Source organism: Amycolatopsis solani (assembly GCF_033441515.1).
Classification (GTDB): Bacteria; Actinomycetota; Actinomycetes; order Mycobacteriales; family Pseudonocardiaceae; genus Amycolatopsis; species Amycolatopsis solani.
In genome coordinates, this window is sequence record NZ_JAWQJT010000002.1 from 1,868,088 (window position 1) to 1,888,891 (window position 20,804).

22 protein-coding genes are annotated in these 20,804 nt (G+C 74.0%); 17 read left to right on the forward strand and 5 right to left on the reverse strand.

Annotated elements, in window-relative coordinates:
- The first annotated feature begins 13 nt into the window (after positions 1-13).
- From SD460_RS29100 to SD460_RS29130, 7 genes are all read left to right on the forward strand, one after another.
- Positions 14-1,687, forward strand: coding sequence for a carbamoyltransferase family protein (locus tag SD460_RS29100; RefSeq protein ID WP_318307008.1), 1,674 nt, complete (start codon positions 14-16; stop codon positions 1,685-1,687).
- On the forward strand, positions 1,687-2,247 hold the full coding sequence (locus tag SD460_RS29105) for a D-sedoheptulose-7-phosphate isomerase (protein WP_290060864.1): 561 nt from the start codon (positions 1,687-1,689) through the stop codon (positions 2,245-2,247). The genes SD460_RS29100 and SD460_RS29105 overlap by 1 nt, the downstream gene beginning before the upstream one ends.
- Complete coding sequence (locus SD460_RS29110; protein WP_318307009.1) at positions 2,244-3,611, forward strand: PfkB family carbohydrate kinase; 1,368 nt, start codon at positions 2,244-2,246, stop codon at positions 3,609-3,611. Before SD460_RS29105 ends, SD460_RS29110 begins: the two co-directional genes overlap by 4 nt.
- A gap of 24 nt (positions 3,612-3,635) precedes the next feature.
- A complete protein-coding gene (locus tag SD460_RS29115) occupies positions 3,636-4,322 on the forward strand; it encodes an SDR family oxidoreductase (protein WP_290060868.1) in 687 nt (228 codons plus the stop codon).
- Complete coding sequence (locus SD460_RS29120; protein ID WP_290060870.1) at positions 4,313-5,263, forward strand: glycosyltransferase family 9 protein; 951 nt, start codon at positions 4,313-4,315, stop codon at positions 5,261-5,263. The genes SD460_RS29115 and SD460_RS29120 overlap by 10 nt, the downstream gene beginning before the upstream one ends.
- On the forward strand, positions 5,256-6,572 hold the full coding sequence (locus SD460_RS29125; protein WP_318307010.1) for a UDP-glucose dehydrogenase family protein: 1,317 nt from the start codon (positions 5,256-5,258) through the stop codon (positions 6,570-6,572). The genes SD460_RS29120 and SD460_RS29125 overlap by 8 nt, the downstream gene beginning before the upstream one ends.
- A 77-nt stretch (positions 6,573-6,649) precedes the next feature.
- The gene (locus SD460_RS29130; protein ID WP_290060874.1) at positions 6,650-6,829 is read left to right on the forward strand and encodes a hypothetical protein; all 180 of its coding nucleotides are present in this window, start codon (positions 6,650-6,652) and stop codon (positions 6,827-6,829) included.
- A gap of 3 nt (positions 6,830-6,832) precedes the next feature.
- On the opposite strand, the gene SD460_RS29135 is transcribed toward SD460_RS29130, so the two are convergent.
- Positions 6,833-7,945 (reverse strand): FUSC family protein, encoded by a 1,113-nt coding sequence (locus SD460_RS29135; protein ID WP_290060879.1) that lies wholly within the window; start codon positions 7,943-7,945, stop codon positions 6,833-6,835.
- 272 nt (positions 7,946-8,217) lie between these two features.
- Positions 8,218-9,555: an aldehyde dehydrogenase family protein gene (locus SD460_RS29140; protein ID WP_290060876.1), complete on the reverse strand. Its 1,338-nt coding sequence runs from the start codon at positions 9,553-9,555 to the stop codon at positions 8,218-8,220.
- Positions 9,556-9,644: 89 nt separating this feature from the next.
- On the opposite strand from SD460_RS29140, the gene SD460_RS29145 reads away from it, so the two are divergent.
- The 8 genes from SD460_RS29145 to SD460_RS29180 all read left to right on the forward strand — a co-directional run bounded on the left by SD460_RS29145 (position 9,645) and on the right by SD460_RS29180 (position 14,773).
- On the forward strand, positions 9,645-11,117 hold the full coding sequence (locus tag SD460_RS29145; protein WP_290060878.1) for an HAD-IIIA family hydrolase: 1,473 nt from the start codon (positions 9,645-9,647) through the stop codon (positions 11,115-11,117).
- A complete protein-coding gene (locus SD460_RS29150) occupies positions 11,114-12,136 on the forward strand; it encodes a glycosyltransferase family 9 protein (protein WP_318307011.1) in 1,023 nt (340 codons plus the stop codon). Before SD460_RS29145 ends, SD460_RS29150 begins: the two co-directional genes overlap by 4 nt.
- A gap of 59 nt (positions 12,137-12,195) precedes the next feature.
- The gene (locus SD460_RS29155) at positions 12,196-12,351 is read left to right on the forward strand and encodes a hypothetical protein (protein ID WP_290061827.1); all 156 of its coding nucleotides are present in this window, start codon (positions 12,196-12,198) and stop codon (positions 12,349-12,351) included.
- Between the two features lie 59 nt (positions 12,352-12,410).
- Positions 12,411-13,241 (forward strand): SDR family oxidoreductase, encoded by an 831-nt coding sequence (locus tag SD460_RS29160; protein ID WP_318307012.1) that lies wholly within the window; start codon positions 12,411-12,413, stop codon positions 13,239-13,241.
- Positions 13,242-13,390: 149 nt separating this feature from the next.
- Entirely contained in the window at positions 13,391-13,822 is a 432-nt protein-coding gene (locus SD460_RS29165) for a DUF4383 domain-containing protein (protein WP_290061825.1), read from the forward strand.
- Between the two features lie 11 nt (positions 13,823-13,833).
- Positions 13,834-14,001 (forward strand): hypothetical protein, encoded by a 168-nt coding sequence (locus SD460_RS29170; protein ID WP_290061824.1) that lies wholly within the window; start codon positions 13,834-13,836, stop codon positions 13,999-14,001.
- The gene (locus SD460_RS29175) at positions 13,998-14,420 is read left to right on the forward strand and encodes a hypothetical protein (RefSeq protein ID WP_290061823.1); all 423 of its coding nucleotides are present in this window, start codon (positions 13,998-14,000) and stop codon (positions 14,418-14,420) included. Before SD460_RS29170 ends, SD460_RS29175 begins: the two co-directional genes overlap by 4 nt.
- On the forward strand, positions 14,417-14,773 hold the full coding sequence (locus tag SD460_RS29180; RefSeq protein ID WP_438860699.1) for a VOC family protein: 357 nt from the start codon (positions 14,417-14,419) through the stop codon (positions 14,771-14,773). Before SD460_RS29175 ends, SD460_RS29180 begins: the two co-directional genes overlap by 4 nt.
- Position 14,774: 1 nt before the next feature.
- Here SD460_RS29180 and SD460_RS29185 read toward each other — a convergent pair whose 3' ends face one another.
- Entirely contained in the window at positions 14,775-15,197 is a 423-nt protein-coding gene (locus SD460_RS29185; RefSeq protein WP_290061822.1) for a DUF6292 family protein, read from the reverse strand.
- Positions 15,198-15,287: 90 nt separating this feature from the next.
- Positions 15,288-15,938 carry a phosphoribosyltransferase gene (locus SD460_RS29190; RefSeq protein ID WP_290061821.1) on the reverse strand — a complete coding sequence of 217 codons (651 nt, stop codon included), beginning with the start codon at positions 15,936-15,938 and terminating at the stop codon, positions 15,288-15,290.
- Between the two features lie 326 nt (positions 15,939-16,264).
- On the opposite strand from SD460_RS29190, the gene SD460_RS29195 reads away from it, so the two are divergent.
- Positions 16,265-17,704 carry a glycoside hydrolase family 76 protein gene (locus tag SD460_RS29195; RefSeq protein ID WP_290061820.1) on the forward strand — a complete coding sequence of 480 codons (1,440 nt, stop codon included), beginning with the start codon at positions 16,265-16,267 and terminating at the stop codon, positions 17,702-17,704.
- An 82-nt stretch (positions 17,705-17,786) separates the two neighbouring features.
- On the opposite strand, the gene htpG is transcribed toward SD460_RS29195, so the two are convergent.
- Entirely contained in the window at positions 17,787-19,691 is a 1,905-nt protein-coding gene (htpG, locus tag SD460_RS29200; protein WP_290061819.1) for a molecular chaperone HtpG, read from the reverse strand.
- 140 nt (positions 19,692-19,831) lie between these two features.
- On the opposite strand from htpG, the gene SD460_RS29205 reads away from it, so the two are divergent.
- Positions 19,832-20,770, forward strand: a complete 939-nt coding sequence (locus SD460_RS29205; RefSeq protein WP_290061818.1) for a CE1 family esterase — start codon at positions 19,832-19,834, stop codon at positions 20,768-20,770.
- The last annotated feature ends 34 nt before the right edge of the window (positions 20,771-20,804 follow it).

Genomic DNA, 20,804 nt, shown 5'->3' on the forward strand with positions numbered 1-20,804 from the left:
CCAGGGCAGGTCGATGCGCATCCTCGGGATCAACGCCGTGTTCCACGACCCGGCCGCCGCGCTGGTCGTGGACGGCGAGGTCGTCGCCGCGGCGGAAGAAGAACGCTTCAGCCGCCGCAAGCACGGCAAGCAAGCAGTCCCGTTCTCCACCTGGGAACAACCCGCCCAAGCCGCGGCCTGGTGCCTCGAGCGGGCGGGACTGTCCGCGAAGGACCTCGACGCGGTCGGCTACTCCTACGACCCCGCGCTGGTCGAGCCGGGCCTGCCCGGCCACGACCCGAGCGGGGAGGAACTGCGGACCGAATTCGCCCGGCGGGCGCCGCTGTTCCTCAAGTCCGCTCTGCCCGAGCTCGACCCGGGGATCGTCAAGTTCGTCCGGCACCACGTGGCGCACGCCGCCTCGGCCGCGCTCGCCGCGCCGTTCGGCGACTGCGCCGTGCTCGTCGCCGACGGCCGCGGCGAAAGCACGTCGTACCTGGCAGGCGAATACCGCGACGGGCGGTGCAAAGAGCTTGCGGCGCAACGGCTTCCGCACTCGCTCGGCCTGCTCTACGAGGACCTGACCGAACACCTCGGCTTCGCCCGCTCCAGCGACGAGTACAAGGTGATGGCGCTGGCTTCCTACGGCAAGCCCGAATACCTCGACGAACTGTGCGAGCACGTCCACGTCACCGGCGACGGCGGGTTCCGCGCCCACGGCGTGCACCTGGCGGAGCTGGCCCCGCGCCGCGAAGCGGGCGAGGAGCTGACCCGGCGGCACGCCGATCTCGCCGCGAGCGTCCAAAAGGTCCTCGAAGACGTCCTGCTGGAGCTCGCGGACTGGCTGCACGACGCCACCGGCCAGCGCGATCTGGCGCTGGCCGGCGGGATCGCCCTCAACTGCGTCGCCAACACCCGCCTGCACGCCGAAGGCCCGTTCGACCGGATCTGGGTGCAACCCGCCGCCGGGGACGCGGGCACCGCGCTCGGCGCGGCCCTGCAGCTGGCCGCCGAAGCCGGGGAACGCGGCGCGCCGATGGGCGATGCCGGGCTGGGTCGCGAATGGACCGACGAAGAGCTCGAAGAGATCCTCGTCAAGGCGAAGCTGCCCTACGAACGTCCCGGCGACGTCGCCGAGACGGTGGCCGAGGCGCTGGCGGACGACCAGGTGATCGCGTGGTTCCAGGGCCGGGCCGAATTCGGCCCGCGGGCGCTCGGGCACCGGTCGCTGCTGGCCCACCCCGGCCGCGAGGCGAACCTGGAACGCCTCAACGACGTCAAGGGACGCGAGCAGTTCCGCCCGGTGGCGCCGATGGTGCGGGCGGAGCGGGCGGCCGGGATCTTCACCAGGGGCCCGCTCCCGAGCCCGTACATGCTGTTCGTGCACGACGTCGCCGCGGACTGGCGCGACCGCATCCCGGCGGTCACGCACGTCGACGGCACGGCCCGCGTGCAGACCGTCGAAGACCGCGAAAACCCGCTGCTGGCCCGGATGCTCGCGGCGTTCGAGCGGCGGACCGGCCTGCCGGTCGTGATCAACACCAGTCTCAACACGGCGGGCCGTCCGATGGTCGACTCGCCCCGCGACGCGCTCGAGTGCTTCGGCTCGGCGCCGATCGACCTGCTGGCGCTGGGGCCGTTCGTGCTCCGCCGCCCGCGTCCGACCCGACCCGGCGCGGCGTCGCCGGCGAAGAAGGAGGTGCCGTGATGGAGGACCATCTCGCCGCTCTGACCGAGGCCGCCCGGCGGATCCGGGGATCCGCTCCGAAGATCACCGCGTGGGGACGGCACCTCGCCGGGGTGTTCGAAGCGGACGGACGGCTGCTCGCCTGCGGCAACGGGGGCAGCGCCGCCGAAGCCCAGCACCTGACGGGCGAGCTCGTCGGCCGGTTCCGCGACGAGCGGCGGCCGCTCTCGGCCATCGCGCTGCACGCGGACACCTCCGCGGCCACGGCCATCGTCAACGACTACGGCGACCACGAGCTCTTCGCCCGCCAGGTGCACGCGCACGGCCGGCCGGGTGACGTCCTGGTCTGCCTGTCCACCAGCGGCACCAGCCAGAACGTCGTCGCCGCAGCGAAGGCCGCGCACGAGCTCGGTGTGACGACCTGGGCACTGACCGGTCCCGCGCCGAACCCGCTCGCCGCCTTGTGCGACGACGCCGTGACGGTGGAGGCGCCTTCGGTCGCGACCGTCCAGGAAATGCACCTCGTGCTGGTGCACGGCCTGTGCGCGGCGCTCGACCACGCCCTCGGGGTGACCGCGTGAAGCCGCTGGTCGTCCTGGGCGACACTTTGCTGGACGTGGACGCCGAAGGCACCGCCGAGCGGCTGTGCCCCGAGGCGCCGGTGCCGGTCGTCGACCTCACCGCCCGCCGTCGCCGCCCCGGCGGGGCCGGTCTCGCCGCGCTCCTGGCGGCCCGGTCCGCGGCCGAGGTCGTCCTGATCACGCCGGTGGGCGACGACGAAGGCGGCCACGCGCTCACCGGGCTGCTGGAACCGGACGTCACCGTGCTGCCGCTGCCGCTGCGCGGCACGACGGTGTGCAAGACGCGGGTCCGCGCGGGCGGGCAGTCGTTGCTGCGCCTGGATTCCGGCGACGGCACCGCCGGCACCGGCCCGCTGCCCGCCGCGGCCCGCGAAGCGCTCGCCGAGGCGGGCGCGATCCTCGTCGCCGACTACGGGCGCGGCTTGACGCGCAACCCCCACGTCCGGCGGGTCCTGCGGGAATGTGCCGGGCACACCCCCGTCGTCTGGGACCCGCACCCGCGCGGGGCCCAGCCGGTGCCGGGCACCGGGCTGGTCACGCCGAACCTCGCCGAGGCGGGCGCGGTGCTCGCCGGGTACGAGGACCCGGCCGAGCTCGCCAAGCTGCTGCGCGGGCACTGGCTCGTCGACGCGGTCGCCATCACCACCGGCGCCCGCGGCGCGGTGCTCGCCGACGGCCTCGGCGAAACGAACGTCCCGGTCCCCGCCGAGGCGCGGATCCCGGGCCACAGCGCGCCCGACACGTGCGGCGCGGGCGACCGGTTCGCCGCCGCGGTCACCGCGGCCCTGCTCGGCGGCGCGGACGTCACCGAAGCCGTCGTGACGGCGGTCGAAGCGGCCGCCCGGTTCGTCGCCGCCGGGGGTGCGACGGCACTGTCCACGAACGACGGTCCGGTCGCCGACCCGCAGCCCCCGGCCGACGCGTTCGGGCTCGCCGACCGCATCCGCACCGGCGGCGGCCGCCTGATCGCCACCGGCGGCTGCTTCGACCTGCTCCACCCCGGGCACGTCAGCCTGCTGCGGCAGGCCCGCGCGCTGGGCGACGCGCTCGTCGTCTGCTTGAACTCCGACGAGTCGGTGCGCGCCCTCAAGGGCCCCGGCCGGCCGCTGGTGCGCGACCGCGACCGGGCCCGGCTCCTGACCGCGTTGTCCTTCGTGGACGCGGTCGCCGTCTTCGACGAGCCCTCCCCCACCGCCGTGCTCGACCGGCTGCGCCCGCACGTGTGGGTCAAAGGCGGCGACTACGCGGCCGCCGACCTGCCCGAACGCGCCGTCGTGCAGCGGCACGGCGGCGAGGTCGTCCTCGTCCCGACCGTGCCCGGCTACTCGACGTCCCGGCTGGTCGCCGCCGCGGCCGGTGCCTGAAACCCCGATTCTCCAAGGAGTGCGATGCGACCCCTCGGCAACGTCCTGATCACCGGTGGTGCCTCCGGTCTCGGCGCCGCCACCGTCGACGCCGTCCGCAAGGCGGGCGGCACCCCGTACGTCCTCGACCGCGTCCGTCCCGAAGACCCGGCGGAATACGTCGAAGCCGACCTGACCGACACCGCCGCGACGGAAGCGGCGGTGCGGGACCTCGCCGAGCGCGCGGGCGGCCTCGACGGCGTCTTCACCGCCGCCGGGACCGACGCCTGCGGTCCGCTGTCCACCGTGTCCACCGCGGACTGGGAGCGGGTGGTGAAGGTGAACCTGCTCGGCACCGCGGCCGTCGTCCGCGCCGCGCTCCCGTACCTGGAACGCTCGCGCGGCACGGTCGTCACCGTGGCGTCCACCCTGGGCATCAAGGCGGTGAGCGACGCGACCGCCTACTGCGCTTCGAAGTTCGGCGTCGTCGGCTTCACCCGCGCGCTCGCCGCGGAACTGGCCGGCCGCGTCGGCGTCACGCTGCTGATCCCCGGCGGGATGTGGACGCACTTCTTCGACGACCGCACCGACCAGTACAAGCCGCCGCCGGACGCCAAGCTCAACCAGCCCGAAAACGTCGCGGCCACCGTCGTCTTCGCGCTGCAGCAGCCGCCCGGCTCGGAAGTCCGCGAGCTGGTCGTCTGCGGATCCGAGGAGGGGTCGTGGCCGTGAGCTCCGCCGTTCTCGTGCTGCGCGCGCTCGGGCTCGGGGACCTGCTGACGGCGGTGCCCGCGCTCCGGGCGCTGCGGGCGGCGCACCCGGACGACCGGCTGGTGCTGGCCGCCCCCGAGGGTCTGCGCGACCTGGTGGAGCTGATCGACGCGGTCGACGAGCTGCTGCCGACGCCGGGCCTCGGGGAACTCGCGTGGCCGGGACCGCCGCCGAAGCTCGCGGTCAACCTGCACGGCAGCGGGCCGGAGAGCCTCCACGACCTCCTGCAGACCGACCCCGCGGAGCTGCTCACCCACCACCACCCGGACTTCCCCGACGTGCCCGGACTCGCGTGGCGCGACGACGTGCACGAGGTCGACCGCTGGTGCCGGCTCGTCGAGTACGGCCACCTCCCGGCCGACCGCTCGGCACTGGCGCTGCCGGTGCCGCCGGGTCCCAGCCCCGCCCCGGGCGCCGTCGTCGTGCACCCGGGCGCGGCGTTCCCCGCCCGGCGCTGGCCGCCGGAGCGGTTCGCCGTCGTCGTCCGGGCGCTCGCCGCGGCCGGGCACCGCGTCGTGCTCACCGGCGGTCCCGGGGAACGCGACCTGTGCCGGTCGATCGCCGAACCGGCCGGGCTCGGCGACGACGCCGTGCTGGCCGGGCGGACCGGCCTGGCGGAACTGGCCGCGCTGGTGGCCGGGGCCGCGCTCGTCGTCTGCGGCGACACGGGCGTCGGGCACCTCGCGACCGCGTTCGGCACGCCGTCGGTCCTGTTGTTCGGGCCGACCCCGCCGCGGTTGTGGGGACCGCCGCCGTCCGAGCGGCGGCACGTCGTGCTCTGGGCCGGGAACGTCGGCGACCCGCACGGCGAGGAACCCGACGGCGGCCTGCTCCTGCTCGGCGAGGAGCGCGTGCTCGCCGCCACCCGCTCGGCGCTCGAGGCGCAGGTGGCGCATGGCTGAGCACATCGGGATCGTCGGCGCGGGTTACGTCGGCCTGACGAGCGCCGCGTGCTTCGCGCGGCTCGGGCACCGGGTGACCTGCGTGGACGCCGACGAGTCCAAAGTGGACGAGCTGGGCCGCGGCGTGGTGTCGATCGCGGAGCCGGGGCTGGCCGGACTGGTCGCCCAGGGTCTCGGCGACGGCACGCTCACCTTCACCACCGCCCAGGCCGAGCTCCACGGCACTGATCTGGTGTTCCTGTGCCTGCCCACGCCGCCCGCCGAAGACGGGCGCCCCGACCTCGGCGTCCTCGAACACGTCGTCCCGCAACTCGGGCGCCTGCTGCGGCCGGGATGCGTGGTGGTCACGAAGTCGACGGTGCCGGTCGGCACGGCGGCGCGGCTGCCCGGCCTGCTGGGCCGGGGCGACCTGCCGGTGGCCGCCAACCCCGAGTTCCTCCGCGAAGGTCACGCCGTCGAGGACTTCCTGCACCCGGACCGGGTGGTGGTCGGCACCGACCCGCCGGGCTCGGCGGCGGCGAAGCGCGTGGCGCGGCTGTACGAGCCGGCCGGCGCCCCGGTCGTCACCACCGACTCGGCCAGCGCGGAACTCGCGAAGTACGCGAGCAACGCGTTCCTCGCGGTGAAGCTGTCCTACGTGAACGTCCTCGCCGAACTGTCCGAGTGCTTCGGCGCCGACGTCCGCGAGGTCGCCCGCACCATGGGCCTGGACGCGCGGATCGGCCCGGAGTTCCTCGCCCCCGGCCCCGGCTGGGGCGGCTCGTGCCTGCCGAAGGACACCTCCGCGCTGCTGCACGCGGCCGAGGCGGCGGGCGTCGACTTCGGCATCCTGCGCGACGCGGTCCGTGTCAACGCCCGCCAGCGCGCGCGGGCCGTACGGGCGGTCCGGCAGGCGGTGACCGGCTCACCCGCGGGTTCGCTCGCCGGCGCCCGCGTCGGCCTGCTGGGCCTGGCGTTCAAGGCGGGCACCGGCGACCTGCGGGACTCCCCCGCGCTGGCGGTGGCCGAGGACCTGGTCCGCGCGGGCGCCGAGCTGACCGCGTACGACCCCGCGGTCGGCAGCGTGCCCGGTGCGGGCGCGATCCAGGTCGTCGACGACCCCTATCTGGTGGCCAAGGACGCCGCCGCGCTGATCGTGCTCACCGAGTGGCCGGAGTTCCGCGATCTCGACTGGACGCGGCTGGCCGCGTCGGCCGCGCGGCCGGTGGTCGTGGACACCCGCAACCTCCTCGACCCCGCCGCTCTCGCCGAGGCCGGCTTCGCCCACGTCGGCGTCGGAACGCGAGCGCACCCTACTCCTTTCGGGTGACAACATTGCTCCGGGCGAGTGTGGTCGCGGTCACGGGGTAAGCGGGCGGAACCTTCGATCCCGTCAGGGGGCGTCCCATGCCGAACCGAGTGCTGATCAGCCGAGACAGCAAGCCCATCCCGTGCGAGGAGTGCGGTCTGCCCGCCTTGCACGTCGCCCGGCTGGTGTCGGGCGAGGGGGAGCTGCTCGGCCAGACGATGGTGTGCACCGCGTGCCGCCGTCACCGTTCGGAGGCCGACGCGATCGCGGTGCACTGAGGATCAGCGGTCTTCGAGCTTCTCCAGCAGCAGGCGCGCGGGGAGGGTCATCGCGCCGAGCCCCAGCCGGGCCGGCACCCCGTCGTCCTCGGCGGTGACCAGGCGCTGTTCGAGTTCGTGCAGCAGCGCCCGGCACCGGTCGAGTTCGACGGGCTCCCCGACCGCGGCGACGGCTTGGACGGCCCCGGCGAGGCAGTGCATGAGGTCCGCGAGCGCGTCCCGCGCATCCGGCCACGGGTAGGCGAACGGGTGCTCCTGGCGAGCCGACGTCGTCCGCACGGCGGCGACGAGCTGGGACAGCGGCGGCCAGACGGTGAGGAGCGTCTGCAGGGGACGCTCGTGCCGCGCCCCGGAGCTCGGGCGGTCCCGGCGCAGGTTGAGCCGCCGCCCCTCCCGCGTCAGCCCCGCGGCGGCTTCGGCGGCCAGCACCTGGCTGCGCGTGTCGTTCGCCTGGGCGAGCAGGGCGTCGCCGCCTTCGGGTTCGTCGTGGCGGACGAGGTCGGACGCCGACTCCAGCAGTTCCGCCAGCGCCGTCGCCAGCCGGCCGGCGGCGGTGACGAGCCGTTCGCCGTGCAGCGGCGGGAAGATCAGGGTGTTGACGGCGACCCCGATGGCGGCCCCGAGCGCGGTTTCGAGCAGGCGGTCGCCGAGCAACACCGGTTCGGTGGCGGTGCCGTAGGAGACCACGAGCATGCCGGTCACCCCGACCCACACCCCGGCATCCCCGAACCGCCGCCAGCTCCCGGCGAGCAACCCGGCGAACACGACCACGGCGAGCGCGACGGCCTGCCACGGGATGAAGTGCCCCGCGACGGCGGCGAGCAGCACGCCGGTGGCCACCGAGCCGACCTGCTGCACCCACCCCCGCAACGACCGGTAGACGGTCGCCTCGACGAGGAAGACGGCGGCGTAGGGCGCGAGAAACGGCTGCGGCAGGCGAAGCACGAGGGTGGCGAGCAGCCAGGCTCCGGTGGCGGCGAGGGTGGCTTTGGCGCTCTGGACCAGAACCCGCCGCTCGTGCCCGGGCACGCGAAAGGCCCGCGCGAGCCAGCCGAGCGGCGTGCGGTCGCAGTCGTCGTCGGGCGAGGGCCCGCTGTTCCCGAGCGCGACGGTGATCCGCCGCTTGAACGGGAACCGCCGCCCGTCGGCCGGGCTGGCTCCGGAGGCGGGGTCGCGGCTCGCGGATCGTCCGCGGCGCTGGGGGTCGGCCGCCGGACCGCAGGCGGCGCGCTGACCCGGGCGATTTGGATCCGCCGCGGACCGGGCGCCACCGCCCACCGCCGAACCCGCGCCATCCCGCGCAGCCGCCGCCGAGCCGCCGCTCGTGATCTCGCCTGATCGGTCCGCCCCCTCCTGGCCCGCCCGGGATTGCTTGCCCTGCCGGTCGGTCATCCCGGCGGCGCCACGTGCACCAGCTTCGTCTGGGTCAGCTCGTCGAGCAGCTCCGGCCCGTAGCCGTACCCGTTCCCACTCCGGCCGCGGGGTTGCGCCGCGCCGCCGGGGGCGCCGCCGAAGACGTTGTTGACCTTCACCGTTCCCGCCGGGAGCTCGCGCCACGCGCGCTGGGCGTTGGCCATCGACGCGGTCAGGACCGTCGCCGCCAGGCCGTAATCGCCCTTCGCCGCCTCGGTCAGGCCGTGCTCGAAGCTCGGCACCACCTGCACCGGCGCCACCGGGCCGAACGTCTCCTCCGTCATCACCCGCAGCTCCGAAGCACATTCGGCGAGCACCGTGGCCGGGTAGTGCGCGCCCGGTCCGTCCGGGACCGCTCCCCCGGTCAGCAGCCGGGCGCCCCGGGAAACCGCGTCGGACACGTGCGCATGGACGTGGTCACGGTGCCGCCGGTCCACCAGCGGCGCCAGCGTCCGGGACTCGGCTTCCTTCACCAGCGCGTCCAGGAACTCCGAAGCCACCGCCTCGTGCACGTAAATCCGTTCCACCGCAACGCAGATCTGCCCCGAGTTGGCGAACGCCCCCAGCGCCGCCTGCCCCGCCGCCCACACCGGGTCGACGTCCGAGTCGATCACCAGCGGGTCGTTGCCGCCGTTCTCCAGCAGCGTCTTCGCGCCCGTCGCCGCCGCGCTCGCCGCGATCGAGCGGCCGGTCGCCGTGCTGCCGACGTGGGCCAGGACGTCGACGTCGTCGCGCATCGCCAGGATCGCGCCCACTCCCCCGTCGCCGTGGACGGTCTGCAGCACGCCGCCCGGGAGCACGCCGGCGAGCAGCTCGCCGAGCAGCTGCCCGGTGTGCGGTGCGCGCTCGCTCGGCTTGTGCACCACCGTGTTCCCGGTGGCCAGCGCGGCGCCGAGCAGTCCGCACGCGACCGCGACCGGGTCGTTCCACGGCGTCAGCGCCACGACGACCCCGCGCGGCTCCGGCACCATCAGGTCCGTCGCGCCCGGGTCGCCCAGCAGGCTGCGGCCGCGGTGGACCGGCCCGAGCTCGGCGTACTGGTCCAGGGTGCCCGCCCCGGCGAGCACGCCTTCGCGGGCTTCCTCGCGCGGCCGCCCGGTTTCCGCTTCGTTCAGCTTCGCCAGCTCGTCCGCTTGGGCGCGCAAGCGCTCCGCGGCCGTGTGCAGCAACGCGCCGCGCTCGGCGGCCGGCGTCCGCGCCCAGGCGGGCAGGGTCTCGTTCGCCAGCCCCAGCGCGGCGTCGATCTCGTCTTCGCCCGCGGCCGGCACGCTGCCGACCACGCTGCCGTCGGCCGGGTTCCGGATCTCGATCATCCGCACCTCCTCCGTGTCCCCGGCCGGTTACCCGCGGGCGGGCGATCGACACGCCGTTTGACGCACCACCCGGCGGGTAGCCCGCAGCGGTGACACTCGACTACTCCGTGGTGATCCCCACGACGGGCCGGGAGACACTCCGGCCGTTGCTGGAAACCCTGCTCGGCGGCGAAGGACCGCGCCCGGCGGAGATCCTCGTCGTCGACGACCGCCCCGGCGGGTCCGAGCTCGACCTGCCCGGCGGCGTCCGCGTGCTCCGCTCCGGCGGGCGCGGCCCGGCGGCGGCCCGCAACCTGGGCTGGCGCACCGCGAAGAGCGAGTGGATCGCCTTCGTCGACGACGACGTCGTGCTCGCCCCGGACTGGCCCCGGCAGCTCGCCGCGGACCTGCTGCCGCTGCCGCCGGAAGTCGCCGCCTCCCAGGGCCGGATCACCGTGCCGCTGCCGGCGGACCGCCGTCCCGCCGACGACGAGCGCGGCACCGCGGGCCTCGAGCACGCCCGGTGGATCACCGCCGACATGGCGTACCGCCGCGCCGCGCTGGCCGAGGCCGGCGGCTTCGACGAACGCTTCCCGCGCGCCTTCCGCGAAGACTCCGACCTGGCTTTGCGCGTCTCCGAAGCCGGGCACCGGATCGGCCGGGGCGAACGGCTGACCACGCACCCGGCTCGCCGCGCCGGGTTCCTCTACAGCCTCAAGTCCCAGCGCGGCAACGCCGACAACGCGGTGATGCGCCACAAGCACGGCGCGCTGTGGCGCCAGCGCACCGGCGCCGGGCCCGGCCGGCTGGGACGGCACGCACTGTCCACTGTGGCCGGACTCGCCGCCATCGTGCTACCCCTGGTGCGGCAGCGGAGAAAGGCCGTCCTCGCCGCCGCGCTCTGGGCGGGACTGACCGCCGAGTTCGCCACCCGCCGGATCCTGCCGGGCCCGCGCACCCCCGGCGAAATCGCGCGCATGGTCGTCACCAGCGCGCTGATCCCGCCCGCCGCCTGCTACCACCGCCTACGCGGGGAGCTCGCGGCGCGGCGGCCCCGGCCGCCGGTCGCCGTCCTGTTCGACCGCGACGACACGCTGATCGTCGACGTCCCCTACCTCGACGACCCGGCGGGGGTCCGCCCGGTCCCCGGCGCCGTCGACCTGGTGCGGAGACTGCGGGAAAACGGGATCCCGGTGGGGATCGTGAGCAACCAGTCGGGAGTCGCGAAAGGACTGATCACCCCGGACCGGCTCGCGGCGGTGAATGCCCGCGTCGAAGAGCTGTTCGGCCCCTTCGGCACCTGGCAGGTCTGCGTCCACGACGACGGCGACGGCTGCGACTGCCGCAAGCCCCGCCCCGGGATGGTGCTGCGCGCCGCCGGCGAACTGGGCGTCGACCCCGCGTCCTGCGTGGTCATCGGCGACACCGGGGCCGACGTCGAGGCCGCGCTCGCCGCGGGTGCCCGCGCGGTGCTGGTGCCCACCGCCCGCACGCTCGGCCCCGAGATCGACCGGGCGCGCCGGGACGCCGCCGTGGCCCGCGACCTGGCCGAGGCGCTGCGGGTGGCCGGGGTCGCCGGATGACCCGGGTGCTCGTCGCCCGCCAGGACAACCTCGGGGACGTCCTGCTCGCCGGGCCCTGCGTCCGCGCGGTGGCCGCGCACGCGTCGCACGTGACGCTGCTGACCGGTCCGCACGGCCGCGCCGCCGGCGAGCTCCTGCCGGGCGTCGACGACGTGCTCACGTGGCGGGCGCCGTGGATCGACCCCGAGCCACCGCCGGTGACCGCGGCGGACACCGGCGCGTTCGTCGAGCTGGCTCGCGCCGGGCGCTTCGACCGGGCGCTGGTCCTGACGTCGTTCCACCAGTCGCCGCTGCCGCTGGCCCTGCTGCTGCGGCAGGCGGGCGTGCCGTGGATCGGCGCCGTTTCCGAGGACTACCCGGGCAGCCTCCTCGACCTGCGCCACCGCGTCGACGGCGACCCGCCGGAGCCGGAGCGCATGCTGTCGCTGGCCGAAGCGGCGGGTTTCCCGCTGCCCCCGGACGATCACGGCGCCCTGGCCTTGCGGCGCCCGCTGCCGGACACCACCCGGCTCACCGGCGGCGGCCCGTACGTCGTGGTGCACCCGGCCGCGTCCGTGCCCGCCCGCCAGCCGTCCGCGGCGTGGAGCAGGCGGCTGGTGCGCGCCTTGGTCGACGACGGCCACCGCGTGCTCGTGACGGGCGCGCCCGCCGAGCGCGAGCTGACCCGCGGCGTGGCCGGCACGTCGGCGGTGGACCTCGGCGGCCGGACGACGCTGCCGGAACTGGCCGCGGTGCTGTCCGGCGCGCGGGTCGTGGTCGCGCCCAACACCGGCCCCGCCCACCTCGCCGCGGCCGCGGGCACGCCGGTGGTGTCGTTGTTCGCGCCGGTGGTCCCGTCCGCGCGGTGGGCGCCCTACGGGGTGCCGACGGTGCTGCTCGGCGACCAGCACGCATCGTGCCGGGACACCCGGGCGCGGGTTTGCCCCGTGCCCGGCCACCCCTGTCTCGAGACGATCGATCCCGCCGACGTCTGCCGCGCGGTGACGGCACTGGTCCAGCCCGGCGCCCAGGTGGGATGACCGGGTTCCCATGTCCCCATCGGACGGCGACGGGCACCAGGAAGAACCGGGCTCGAGACGTGGTTCCACGTCCCGTCGGAAGCCACGGCGACGAGCAAACCGCCGCCCCGCTGGAAGATGTGGTTGGTGCGGCGCTCTTCCCGCTCGTCCTGCTGACGACGATGACCTACGTCGTAATGCCGGTGGTGACCCGCCTGCTGCGGCGCCGGCTGTGACGACGGGCGTTTACCTCCCGGACGAAGTGGTAGCCGCCCGGTAACACAGAGAAAAGGAGATGCCCGTGCCCACTCCGGCCCCCTTGCCCGCCGAAGCCGCTTCGCCGCGGAGTGCCGTCGTGTCCGGCGCCGACTCCGGTATCGGCCGCGCGGTGGCGGTGGCCCTCGCCGGCGGTGGCCTCGACGTCGGCATCACCTACCACTCCGACGCCGACGGCGCCGAAGAAACGGCCGCGGAGGTCCGTTCGCGCGGCGTGGCCGCCCACGTCCGGAAGCTCGACCTGACCGAGCTCCCCGGGGCCGCCGACGTCGTCGACGCCTTCGCGGACGACCTCGGCGGCATCGACGTCCTGGTCAACTGCGCCGGGACCGGCGGCAGCCAGCGTGCGGTGGACCTGGACTACCGGAAGTGGCGCCAAGTCCTCGACGTCGACCTGGACGGCGTGTTCCTCCTTTCGCAGCGCGCGGCGCGGCACATGATCGACGCCGGGCACGGCGGGCGGATCATCACCATCACCAGCGTCCACGAGCACGTGCCCCGCGTCGGCGCCGCGCCCTACTGCGCCGCCAAGGCCGGGGCGGGCGCGCTGACCCAGGTCCTCGCGCTGGAGCTGGCCGAGCACGGCATCACCGTGAACTCGGTGGCCCCCGGCGAGATCTCGACGCCGATGACCGGGCAGGCCGACGCCGACCCGCGGGAGCAGGACCGGCCCGGCATCCCGCTCGGCCGCCCCGGGCACGCCGCCGAGGTGGCCGCCGCGGTCGCGTTCCTGGCCACCCCGGCGGCCGGGTACATCACCGGCACCTCGCTGGTCGTCGACGGCGGCCTGCTCCTGATGGGTGCCCAGCTCGGCACCGCGTACCGCGAGCACGACTGGCGTTCCCCCTAGACCAGGGGCCCGCGTCCTGGCTGCAGGGACCGGCGCGGGTCCCGGCGCGGGCCGGACGGCCTCCCCACGATGGCCGTCCGGCCCCTTCCCTTCCGCCGTTTGCCACCCCCGCCGACGGGTATCCGCTCCCGGAGGGAAGGAGAAACCCCATGTCGTCCACCGAAACCCGCTCCCGGGCGGCCTGGCTCCGCCCGGTCGTGGCCGGGGTGGGACTGGTCTACCTGGTGCTGGGCGTCGCGGGGTTCCTGACCCCGGAGACCGCGGAGGTCGGGCACGAGACGACCCGGGCGGTGTGGATCTTCAGCGTGACCCCGCTGCTCAACCTCGTCCACACGGCGGTCGGCGTGCTCGGGCTGCTCGCCGCGACCCGGCGCACCGGTTCGCTCATCTACTGCTGGGTCCTGTTCGTGGGCTTCGCCGGCATGACGGCGTACGGCGTCCTGGCCACCGCGTTCAGCACCCCCGAAGACCCGATCAACCTGAACTGGGCGGACAACGTGCTGCACGGGCTCACCGCGCTCGCCGCGCTGGCGCTCGGCATCTTCGCCGCCCGCGCCGTCAACCGGAAGCACACCGCGTGAAGGAGGTTCCCATGCACCGCGAAAGCGACCAGCATTCGCCGCGCGAGGACGACGAGCTGAAGGCCGAGCTGCGCGGGACCCTGCAGGGCAACGGCCCGTCCCGCGCCGAGGAATGGCGCGACCCCGAAAACGCCCCCGACGACGACACCGACCTCCCGCCGGCCGGCGGCGGCTCATGACCGCCGGGGTGACGGCGGCGGAGACGCCCACCGTCGTGGTGCACCACCGGCTGCACGCGGACTTCGCCGTCCCGTTCCCGTTGCTGCACCGCCTGCTGGGCCCGCGCAGCGGCTTGGAACTCGACGCCGGCGGCCTGCGCGTCCGGTTCGGTCCGTGGCTGGTCGAAACCCCGCTGGCCAACCTCGCCGGCGCCGAGGCCACCGGCCCGTTCAGCCCCCTGCGCGCGCTCGGCGTCCGGCTGTCCCTCGCCGACCGCGGCCTGACGTTCGGCACCACCACCCGGGGCGGCGTCTGCCTCCGCTTCCGGGAACCGGTCCCCGGCATCGACCCGTGGGGCAAGCTCCGCCACCCGGGCCTGACGGTGACGGTCGCCGAGCCCGAGCTGGTGGCCGCGACGATCAACCGGATCGTGTCGTGACCCGCCTGCTCGCCGTCGCCGTCGACTGCCACAAGCCCGACCTGCTCGCCGAGTTCTGGGCGGCGGCCCTCGGGCACGGCGAAGTCCGCACGTGGACCGATTCCCACGGCCTGACCTACCGGCAGCTGGACCTCGGCGACGGGCCCGCGCTGCTCTTCCAGGAAGTACCGGAGGACAAGTCCGGCAAGAACCGGCTGCACCTCGACCTCGCGCCGGAGCAGCTGGACCAGCGGGCGGAGGTGGAACGCCTGGTGCTGCTGGGAGCGAAGGTCCTCGACGACCCGCCGGACGACCCGTGGATCGTGCTCGCCGACCCGGAGGGCAACGAGTTCTGCGTCCTCCCGCCCCGCTGACTCAGGCCTGGCCGACCGGATCGGCGGAGTAGGCGGCCAAGCGGTCCTCGAACCCGTCCGGGGCGCCCGGGGTCCGGAAGCCCGGCGGGTCGGGTTGTCCCGGGTAGTCCTCGCCGTACATGTCCCGCACGAACGCCACGACCTCGTCCGGCGACGGCAGGACGTCCACCCCCAGGTAGGCGAGGGCGATGACTTCGTCGCCCGACGGCGATTCGACCGCCGCCGACCAGCCGTCGCGCTCGTCCCACAGCAGCGCCGCCTCGTGGTCCGGGAAGCGGTCGAGGCGCTGGTCGAGGGCCAGGTAGCCCCCGGCGGGCACGGCGACGTCGCAGAACCAGGCGGGCACGTCCAGCTTGGCCGCCACGGCCAGCAGGTACTGCCGCAGCCCGCGCGCCGCCACGCCGAGCCCGTCCCGTTCGATCATCGCGCCTGCCCATCCCCGATCGGTGCCCCTGCCGGGTGTTACCCCGTCACCCACTCGGTCAACCCGACCTGCCCCGGGCGGAGCAGTGCGTCACCGGTCGAGCAGATCCAGCACGTCTTCGTCCCCGATCTGGTGGAAATCCGCGTACCACTGACCGACGGCGCGGAAGCTCGGCGGTTCGGCGACGCAGACGACGTCGTCGGCTTCGCCCAGCAACCGCGCGGCCGCTTCGGGGGCGGCCACCGGGGCGGCGAACACCACCGTCCGCGGCTCCGCCGCGCGTAGTTCGCGCAGGGCCGCTGTCGCGGTGACGCCGGTCGCCAGCCCGTCGTCGACCACGATGACGTCCCGGCCGGGGAGACGCACCGGCGGCCGGCCGGCGCGGTAGCGCTCGAGCCGGCGGCGCGCTTCCGCCCGCTCCCGGTCTTCCGCCCGCACCATCCGGGCGGCGGTCAGCTCGAGCGTGCGGAGGATGGCCTCGTCGTAGTACGCGGGGCCGTCCGGCGTCACCGCGCCGACCCCGTATTCACGCCGCCCCGGCGCGCCGATCTTGCGCGCCACCACGACGTCCAGTTCGGCGCCGAGCCGCCGGGCGACCACGGCGGCCACCGGGACGCCGCCGCGGGCGAGTCCCAGGACGAGCGGGTCCACCCAGCTCCGGCCGCGGAGCTCGGCGGCCAGCCGCCGGCCGCCGTCGTCGCGGTCGGCGAACACCCGCGCCGCGCCGTCCCGGGTGACCATGGGTGCTCCCTCCGCGTCCGCCGCCGCTCGGGGTAAGTCTGCGCCTCTTCACCGGCTTCCCGCGCGCCCGGGCTCAGGTGTTCGCGCGCGAAGCCGGGACCGAGCAGCTCGACAGTCCACAAAGGACGTCAGGGTGGACGGCCCGGGTGCGGCCCCGCCGGGACCGAGCACCACCTCCGCGGGCGGGCGCCGCCGGGTGCCTGCTCCCGCCGAGTTCCCGCCGCTCGTGAATTCTTGTCCGGAAGCCTGTCCGGCAAAGGACTGGACCAACGATCTTTCCCTGCTACAAAGGAAAAGGCATCGCCCTTCAGCGCGGAAGGTGACCGATGAACTTCCTGGTTCCCCTGCTCAGCATCGTCCTGACCACTACACCGGCACCCACCCCCTCGCCGTCGCCGGTCGCCCCGCTGGCGGCGATCTGCGACAAGTACTGCGACGCCCGGGATCCCGCCCTCTCCCCCGGCGATCGCGAAGGCGCTTCGGCGAGCATCGGCGGGCGCCGGCTCTCGCTGCACCTCGACGACGCCGACGACATGGGCTGGGCGGCGATCACCGGCGGTGCGGCCGGCGACCACGTCTGGCTGGACCGCTCGTTCGACGCCGGCCGCTCGTGGGCGTCGGGCAGCAAACTCGGCGACACCGCGACGCCGTCGGGCTCGACCGGCTGGCGGACCCTGATGTACAACGCCGACGACTGGGCGAACAAGGGTGTCGGCCTGCTGCGCGCCTGCGGTCAGCCCGCCGGCTCGGGCAGCGTCGCCTGCACCGGCTGGGCGCGCCCGACGTGGAATGCGTGGGACCGCCGCACCGCGGCCGCCACCGCGCTGATGGAGCGGTACAACCTCGGCACCGGCCTGTTCGACACGACCGGCTGGTGGAACTCGGCGAACGCGCTGACCGCGATCATCGACAACGCCCGGATCAGCGGCATGGGCAGCTACCGGTACGCGATCGACGCGACGTACACGAAGAACCTCGCGGCGCAGGGCGGCCAGTTCCGCAACGACTACCTGGACGACACCGGGTGGTGGGGCCTGGCGTGGGTGGACGCCTACGACCTGACCGGCGACGGCAAGTACCTGAACACCGCCCGAGCCGACGCGGACCACATGTACGCCTATTGGGACGGCGTCTGCGGCGGCGGGGTCTGGTGGAGCACCGACCGCACCTACAAGAACGCGATCCCGAATTCGCTGTACATCCAGCTGAACGCGGCGCTGCACAACCGGATCCCGGGCGACACGGTGTACCTGGCGCGCGCCCGCGCGGGGTGGGCGTGGTTCGCGGGCACCGGGATGATCAACGGCTCGAACCTGGTCAACGACGGCCTGAACTCGGCCTGCGCGAACAACGGCCAGCCGACCTGGACGTACAACCAGGGCGTGCCGCTGGCGGCGCTGACGGAGCTGTACCGCGCGACCGGGGACGCGGCCCTGATGACCAAGGCCCGGACGATGGCCAACGCGTCGACGTCGAGCGGTTCCCTCAACCCGGGCGGCATCCTGCGCGACCCGGGCGAGGCGGCGGGTGGCGGTGGCGCGGACGGCCCGACGTTCAAGGGCGTCTACGTCCGCGACCTGGCGGTGCTGAACGCGGCCCTCTCGGACCACCCGTACACGGGTTACCTGCAGCGCCAGGCGAATTCGGCGTACGCCAACGACCGAAACAGCGCGGAAGCGTACGGACTGCTGTGGGCGGGCCCGTTCGACCAGGCCGACGCCGCCCGCCAGCAGACCGCGCTGGACCTGATGAACGCGGCCCCCTGACCCGTGCCCCCGCCGGTCGTGAGTGGTAAGTCGGGTTAGAACCCGACTTATCACTCACGACCCGCGAGCACAGGTCCGGCGGTCAGAGCGTCTTCTCCAGGCGGCCGGCGAGCAGCTTGATGAAGCGCGACGGGTCGGCCAGCTCGCCGCCCTCCGCGAGCAGGGCCATGCCGTAGAGCAGCTCGGCCGTCTCGGCCAGCCCCTCGTCCTCCGGCCGCGCCGCGTGCGCTTCGCGCAGGCCGGTGACCAGGCCGTGCTCCGGGTTCAGCTCGAGGATGCGCTTGATCGGCGGCAGTTCCTGACCCATCGCGCGGTACATCTTCTCCAGCGTCGGCGTCAGGTCGTGGGTGTCCCCGACGATGCAGGCCGGCGACGTCGTCAGCCGCGACGAAAGCCGGACCTCCTTGACGTCCTCGCCCAGCGCCGTACCCATCCACGACAGCAGGCCCTCGAAGTCCTTGTTCTGCTGCTCGCGGGCGACCTCGGTGGCCTTCTTGTCCTCGTCCGACTCCAGGTCGACCTGCCCCTTGGCGATCGACTGGAACTGCTTGCCGTCGAAGCCCGGCACCGCGTCGACCCACATCTCGTCGATCGGGTCGGTCAGCACCAGCACCTCGAAGCCCTTGGCCCGGAAGGCCTCCATGTGCGGCGAGTTCTCGATGGCCGAGCGCGACTCGCCGGTCATGAAGTAGATGTGTTCCTGGCCGTCCTTCATCCGCTCGACGTACTCGCGCAGCGAGGTCGGCTTCTCGGCGTCGTGCGTCGAGGCGAACGACGAGATCTCGAGGATGGCTTCGCGGTTCTCGAAGTCGTCGAGCAGGCCTTCCTTGACCGCCCGGCCGAACTCGCGCCAGAACGTCGCGTACTTCTCGGCGTCGGCGGTCATCATCGTCTTGACCGTCGAGAGCACCTTCTTCACCAGGCGGCGGCGGATCAGCTGGATCTGCCGGTCCTGCTGGAGGATCTCGCGCGAGACGTTGAGCGAGAGGTCCTGCGCGTCGACGACCCCCTTGACGAACCGCAGGTACTCGGGGACGAGCGACTCGCAGTCGTCCATGATGAAGACGCGCTTCACGTACAGCTGCACGCCGCGCTTGCGCTCGCGCAGGAACAGGTCCATCGGCGCGTGCGAGGGCAGGAACAGCAGCGCCTGGTACTCGAAGGTGCCCTCGGCCTGCAGCCGGATGGTCTCCAGCGGGTCCTGCCAGTCGTGGCTGACGTGCTGGTAGAACTCGTGGTACTCGTCCTCGGTGACCTCGCTGGACGAGCGCGCCCACAGCGCCTTCATCGAGTTGACGGTCTCGGCCTTCGGCTCTTCACCCTCGGCGGCCTCGCCGGTCATCCGGATCGGCCAGGTGATGAAGTCCGAGTACTTCTTCACGATCTCCCGGATCTTCGCCGGGGACGTGTAGTCGTAGAGGTGGTCCTCGGCGTCCTCGGGCTTGAGGTGCAGCGTGACCGCGGTGCCCTGGGGCGCGTCCTCGACCTCCTGGATCGTGTACGTACCCTCGCCGGTCGACTCCCAGCGCACGCCCTCGGTGGTGCCCGCCTTGCGCGTCACCAGCGTGACCTGGTCCGCGACCATGAAGCTGGCGTAGAACCCGACGCCGAACTGGCCGATCAGGTCCTGCGACGCGGCCGCGTCCTTCGCTTCCTTCAGCTTGGTCAGGAAGTCGGCGGTGCCCGACTTGGCGATCGTGCCGATGAGGGCGACGACCTCCTCCCGGGTCATGCCGATGCCGTTGTCGCGCACCGTCAGCGTCCGCGCGGCCGGGTCCGTCTCGAGCGCGATGTGCAGGTCGGACGTGTCCGCTTCGAGGTCTTTGTCGCGGTAGGACTCCAGCCGCAGCTTGTCCAGTGCGTCGGAGGCGTTGGACACGAGCTCGCGGAGGAAGGTGTCCTTGTTCGAGTAGATCGAATGGATCATCAGCTGGAGCAGCTGACGCGCTTCCGACTGGAACTCGAGCGTCTCGATCGGGGTGCTCACTTCCGGTCCTTTCCGGTTTCTCGGCCGCAGGGTGGGTCGATCCTACCGATGCACGCCGCGCACTTTATGAACGCAATGTAGGAGGGCCCGCGACCTGGTGTGATGCTGGCCACGCCCCGCTGCCGATCAAGGAGGATCGAGTGCCCGGACGCCTTCCCCGGTGGACCGCCGCGTTCGCCGCGGCCTGTGCCCTGACCACCGCCTTCGCCGCCCCCGCCGCCGCGGCGGGCGTCGCCGACCACCCCGTCCACACCACCGGCTGCGGGCGCGCCCCGGACCTCCCGGCCGGCGCCACGACGACCCGGCACGTCGTCTCGGGCGGCTTGGACCGCGAGTACACCGTCCACCTGCCCGCCCGCTACAACCCGCACCGCGCGTACCCGCTCGTGCTGTCGTTCCACGGCCACAAGCGGACGTCGCAGTACCAGGAGGAGCTGTCCGGGTTCTCGGCGCTGGACGTGATCTCGGTGTACCCCCAGGGCCTGATCGGCACGGACGGCGAGTCGGCGTGGACCGGCGCGCCCTACTCGGCCGCCGCCGACGACGTCCTCTTCACCAGCGACCTGCTGAACTCGCTGCAGCGCACGCTGTGCGTCGACCCGGGCCGCATCTACGCGGCGGGCAAGTCCAACGGCGGCGGGTTCGTCGGGGTGCTGGCCTGCCGCCTGGCCGGCCGGATCGCGGCGTTCGCCCCGGTGTCGGGCGCGTTCTACCCGCAGGGCGGCGCGTGCGACCCGAGCCGCCCGGTGCCGGTGCTGGACTTCCACGGCACCGCCGACACGACCATCCCGTACGACGGCAACCCGGCGAAGGGCCTGCCGGCCATCCCGGACTGGCTGGCCGCGTGGTCCACAAGGGACGGTTGCCGGCCGGCGCCGGTGTCGTGGACGCCGGTTTCCGGGGTCGTGGCCCAGAAGTGGCTCGGCTGCGACCGCCGTGGCGCGCTCGAGCACTACCGTGTCGAAGGCGCCGGCCACGTCTGGCCGAGCACCCGGCCGAACAACGATTCGGCGACGCCGACGGTGATCGACGCGACCCCGGTCATCTGGCGGTTCTTCCGCGCGCATCCCCTGTGGTGAAACGCGATTGACGCACCTCTTTCCCCTCGGCGAC

What these genes read in the sequence shown, in the direction of transcription:
- SD460_RS29100 (WP_318307008.1), top strand. Translation starts at nt 14, where the DNA reads ATGCGCATCCTCGGGATCAACGCCGTGTTCCACGACCCGGCCGCCGCG.
- SD460_RS29105 (WP_290060864.1), top strand. Translation starts at nt 1,687, where the DNA reads ATGGAGGACCATCTCGCCGCTCTGACCGAGGCCGCCCGGCGGATCCGG.
- SD460_RS29115 (WP_290060868.1), top strand. Translation starts at nt 3,636, where the DNA reads ATGCGACCCCTCGGCAACGTCCTGATCACCGGTGGTGCCTCCGGTCTC.
- SD460_RS29125 (WP_318307010.1), top strand. Translation starts at nt 5,256, where the DNA reads ATGGCTGAGCACATCGGGATCGTCGGCGCGGGTTACGTCGGCCTGACG.
- SD460_RS29130 (WP_290060874.1), top strand. Translation starts at nt 6,650, where the DNA reads ATGCCGAACCGAGTGCTGATCAGCCGAGACAGCAAGCCCATCCCGTGC.
- SD460_RS29140 (WP_290060876.1), bottom strand. Translation starts at nt 9,555, where the DNA reads ATGATCGAGATCCGGAACCCGGCCGACGGCAGCGTGGTCGGCAGCGTG.
- SD460_RS29150 (WP_318307011.1), top strand. Translation starts at nt 11,114, where the DNA reads ATGACCCGGGTGCTCGTCGCCCGCCAGGACAACCTCGGGGACGTCCTG.
- SD460_RS29160 (WP_318307012.1), top strand. Translation starts at nt 12,411, where the DNA reads ATGCCCGTGCCCACTCCGGCCCCCTTGCCCGCCGAAGCCGCTTCGCCG.
- SD460_RS29165 (WP_290061825.1), top strand. Translation starts at nt 13,391, where the DNA reads ATGTCGTCCACCGAAACCCGCTCCCGGGCGGCCTGGCTCCGCCCGGTC.
- SD460_RS29170 (WP_290061824.1), top strand. Translation starts at nt 13,834, where the DNA reads ATGCACCGCGAAAGCGACCAGCATTCGCCGCGCGAGGACGACGAGCTG.
- SD460_RS29175 (WP_290061823.1), top strand. Translation starts at nt 13,998, where the DNA reads ATGACCGCCGGGGTGACGGCGGCGGAGACGCCCACCGTCGTGGTGCAC.
- SD460_RS29185 (WP_290061822.1), bottom strand. Translation starts at nt 15,197, where the DNA reads ATGATCGAACGGGACGGGCTCGGCGTGGCGGCGCGCGGGCTGCGGCAG.
- SD460_RS29190 (WP_290061821.1), bottom strand. Translation starts at nt 15,938, where the DNA reads ATGGTCACCCGGGACGGCGCGGCGCGGGTGTTCGCCGACCGCGACGAC.
- SD460_RS29195 (WP_290061820.1), top strand. Translation starts at nt 16,265, where the DNA reads ATGAACTTCCTGGTTCCCCTGCTCAGCATCGTCCTGACCACTACACCG.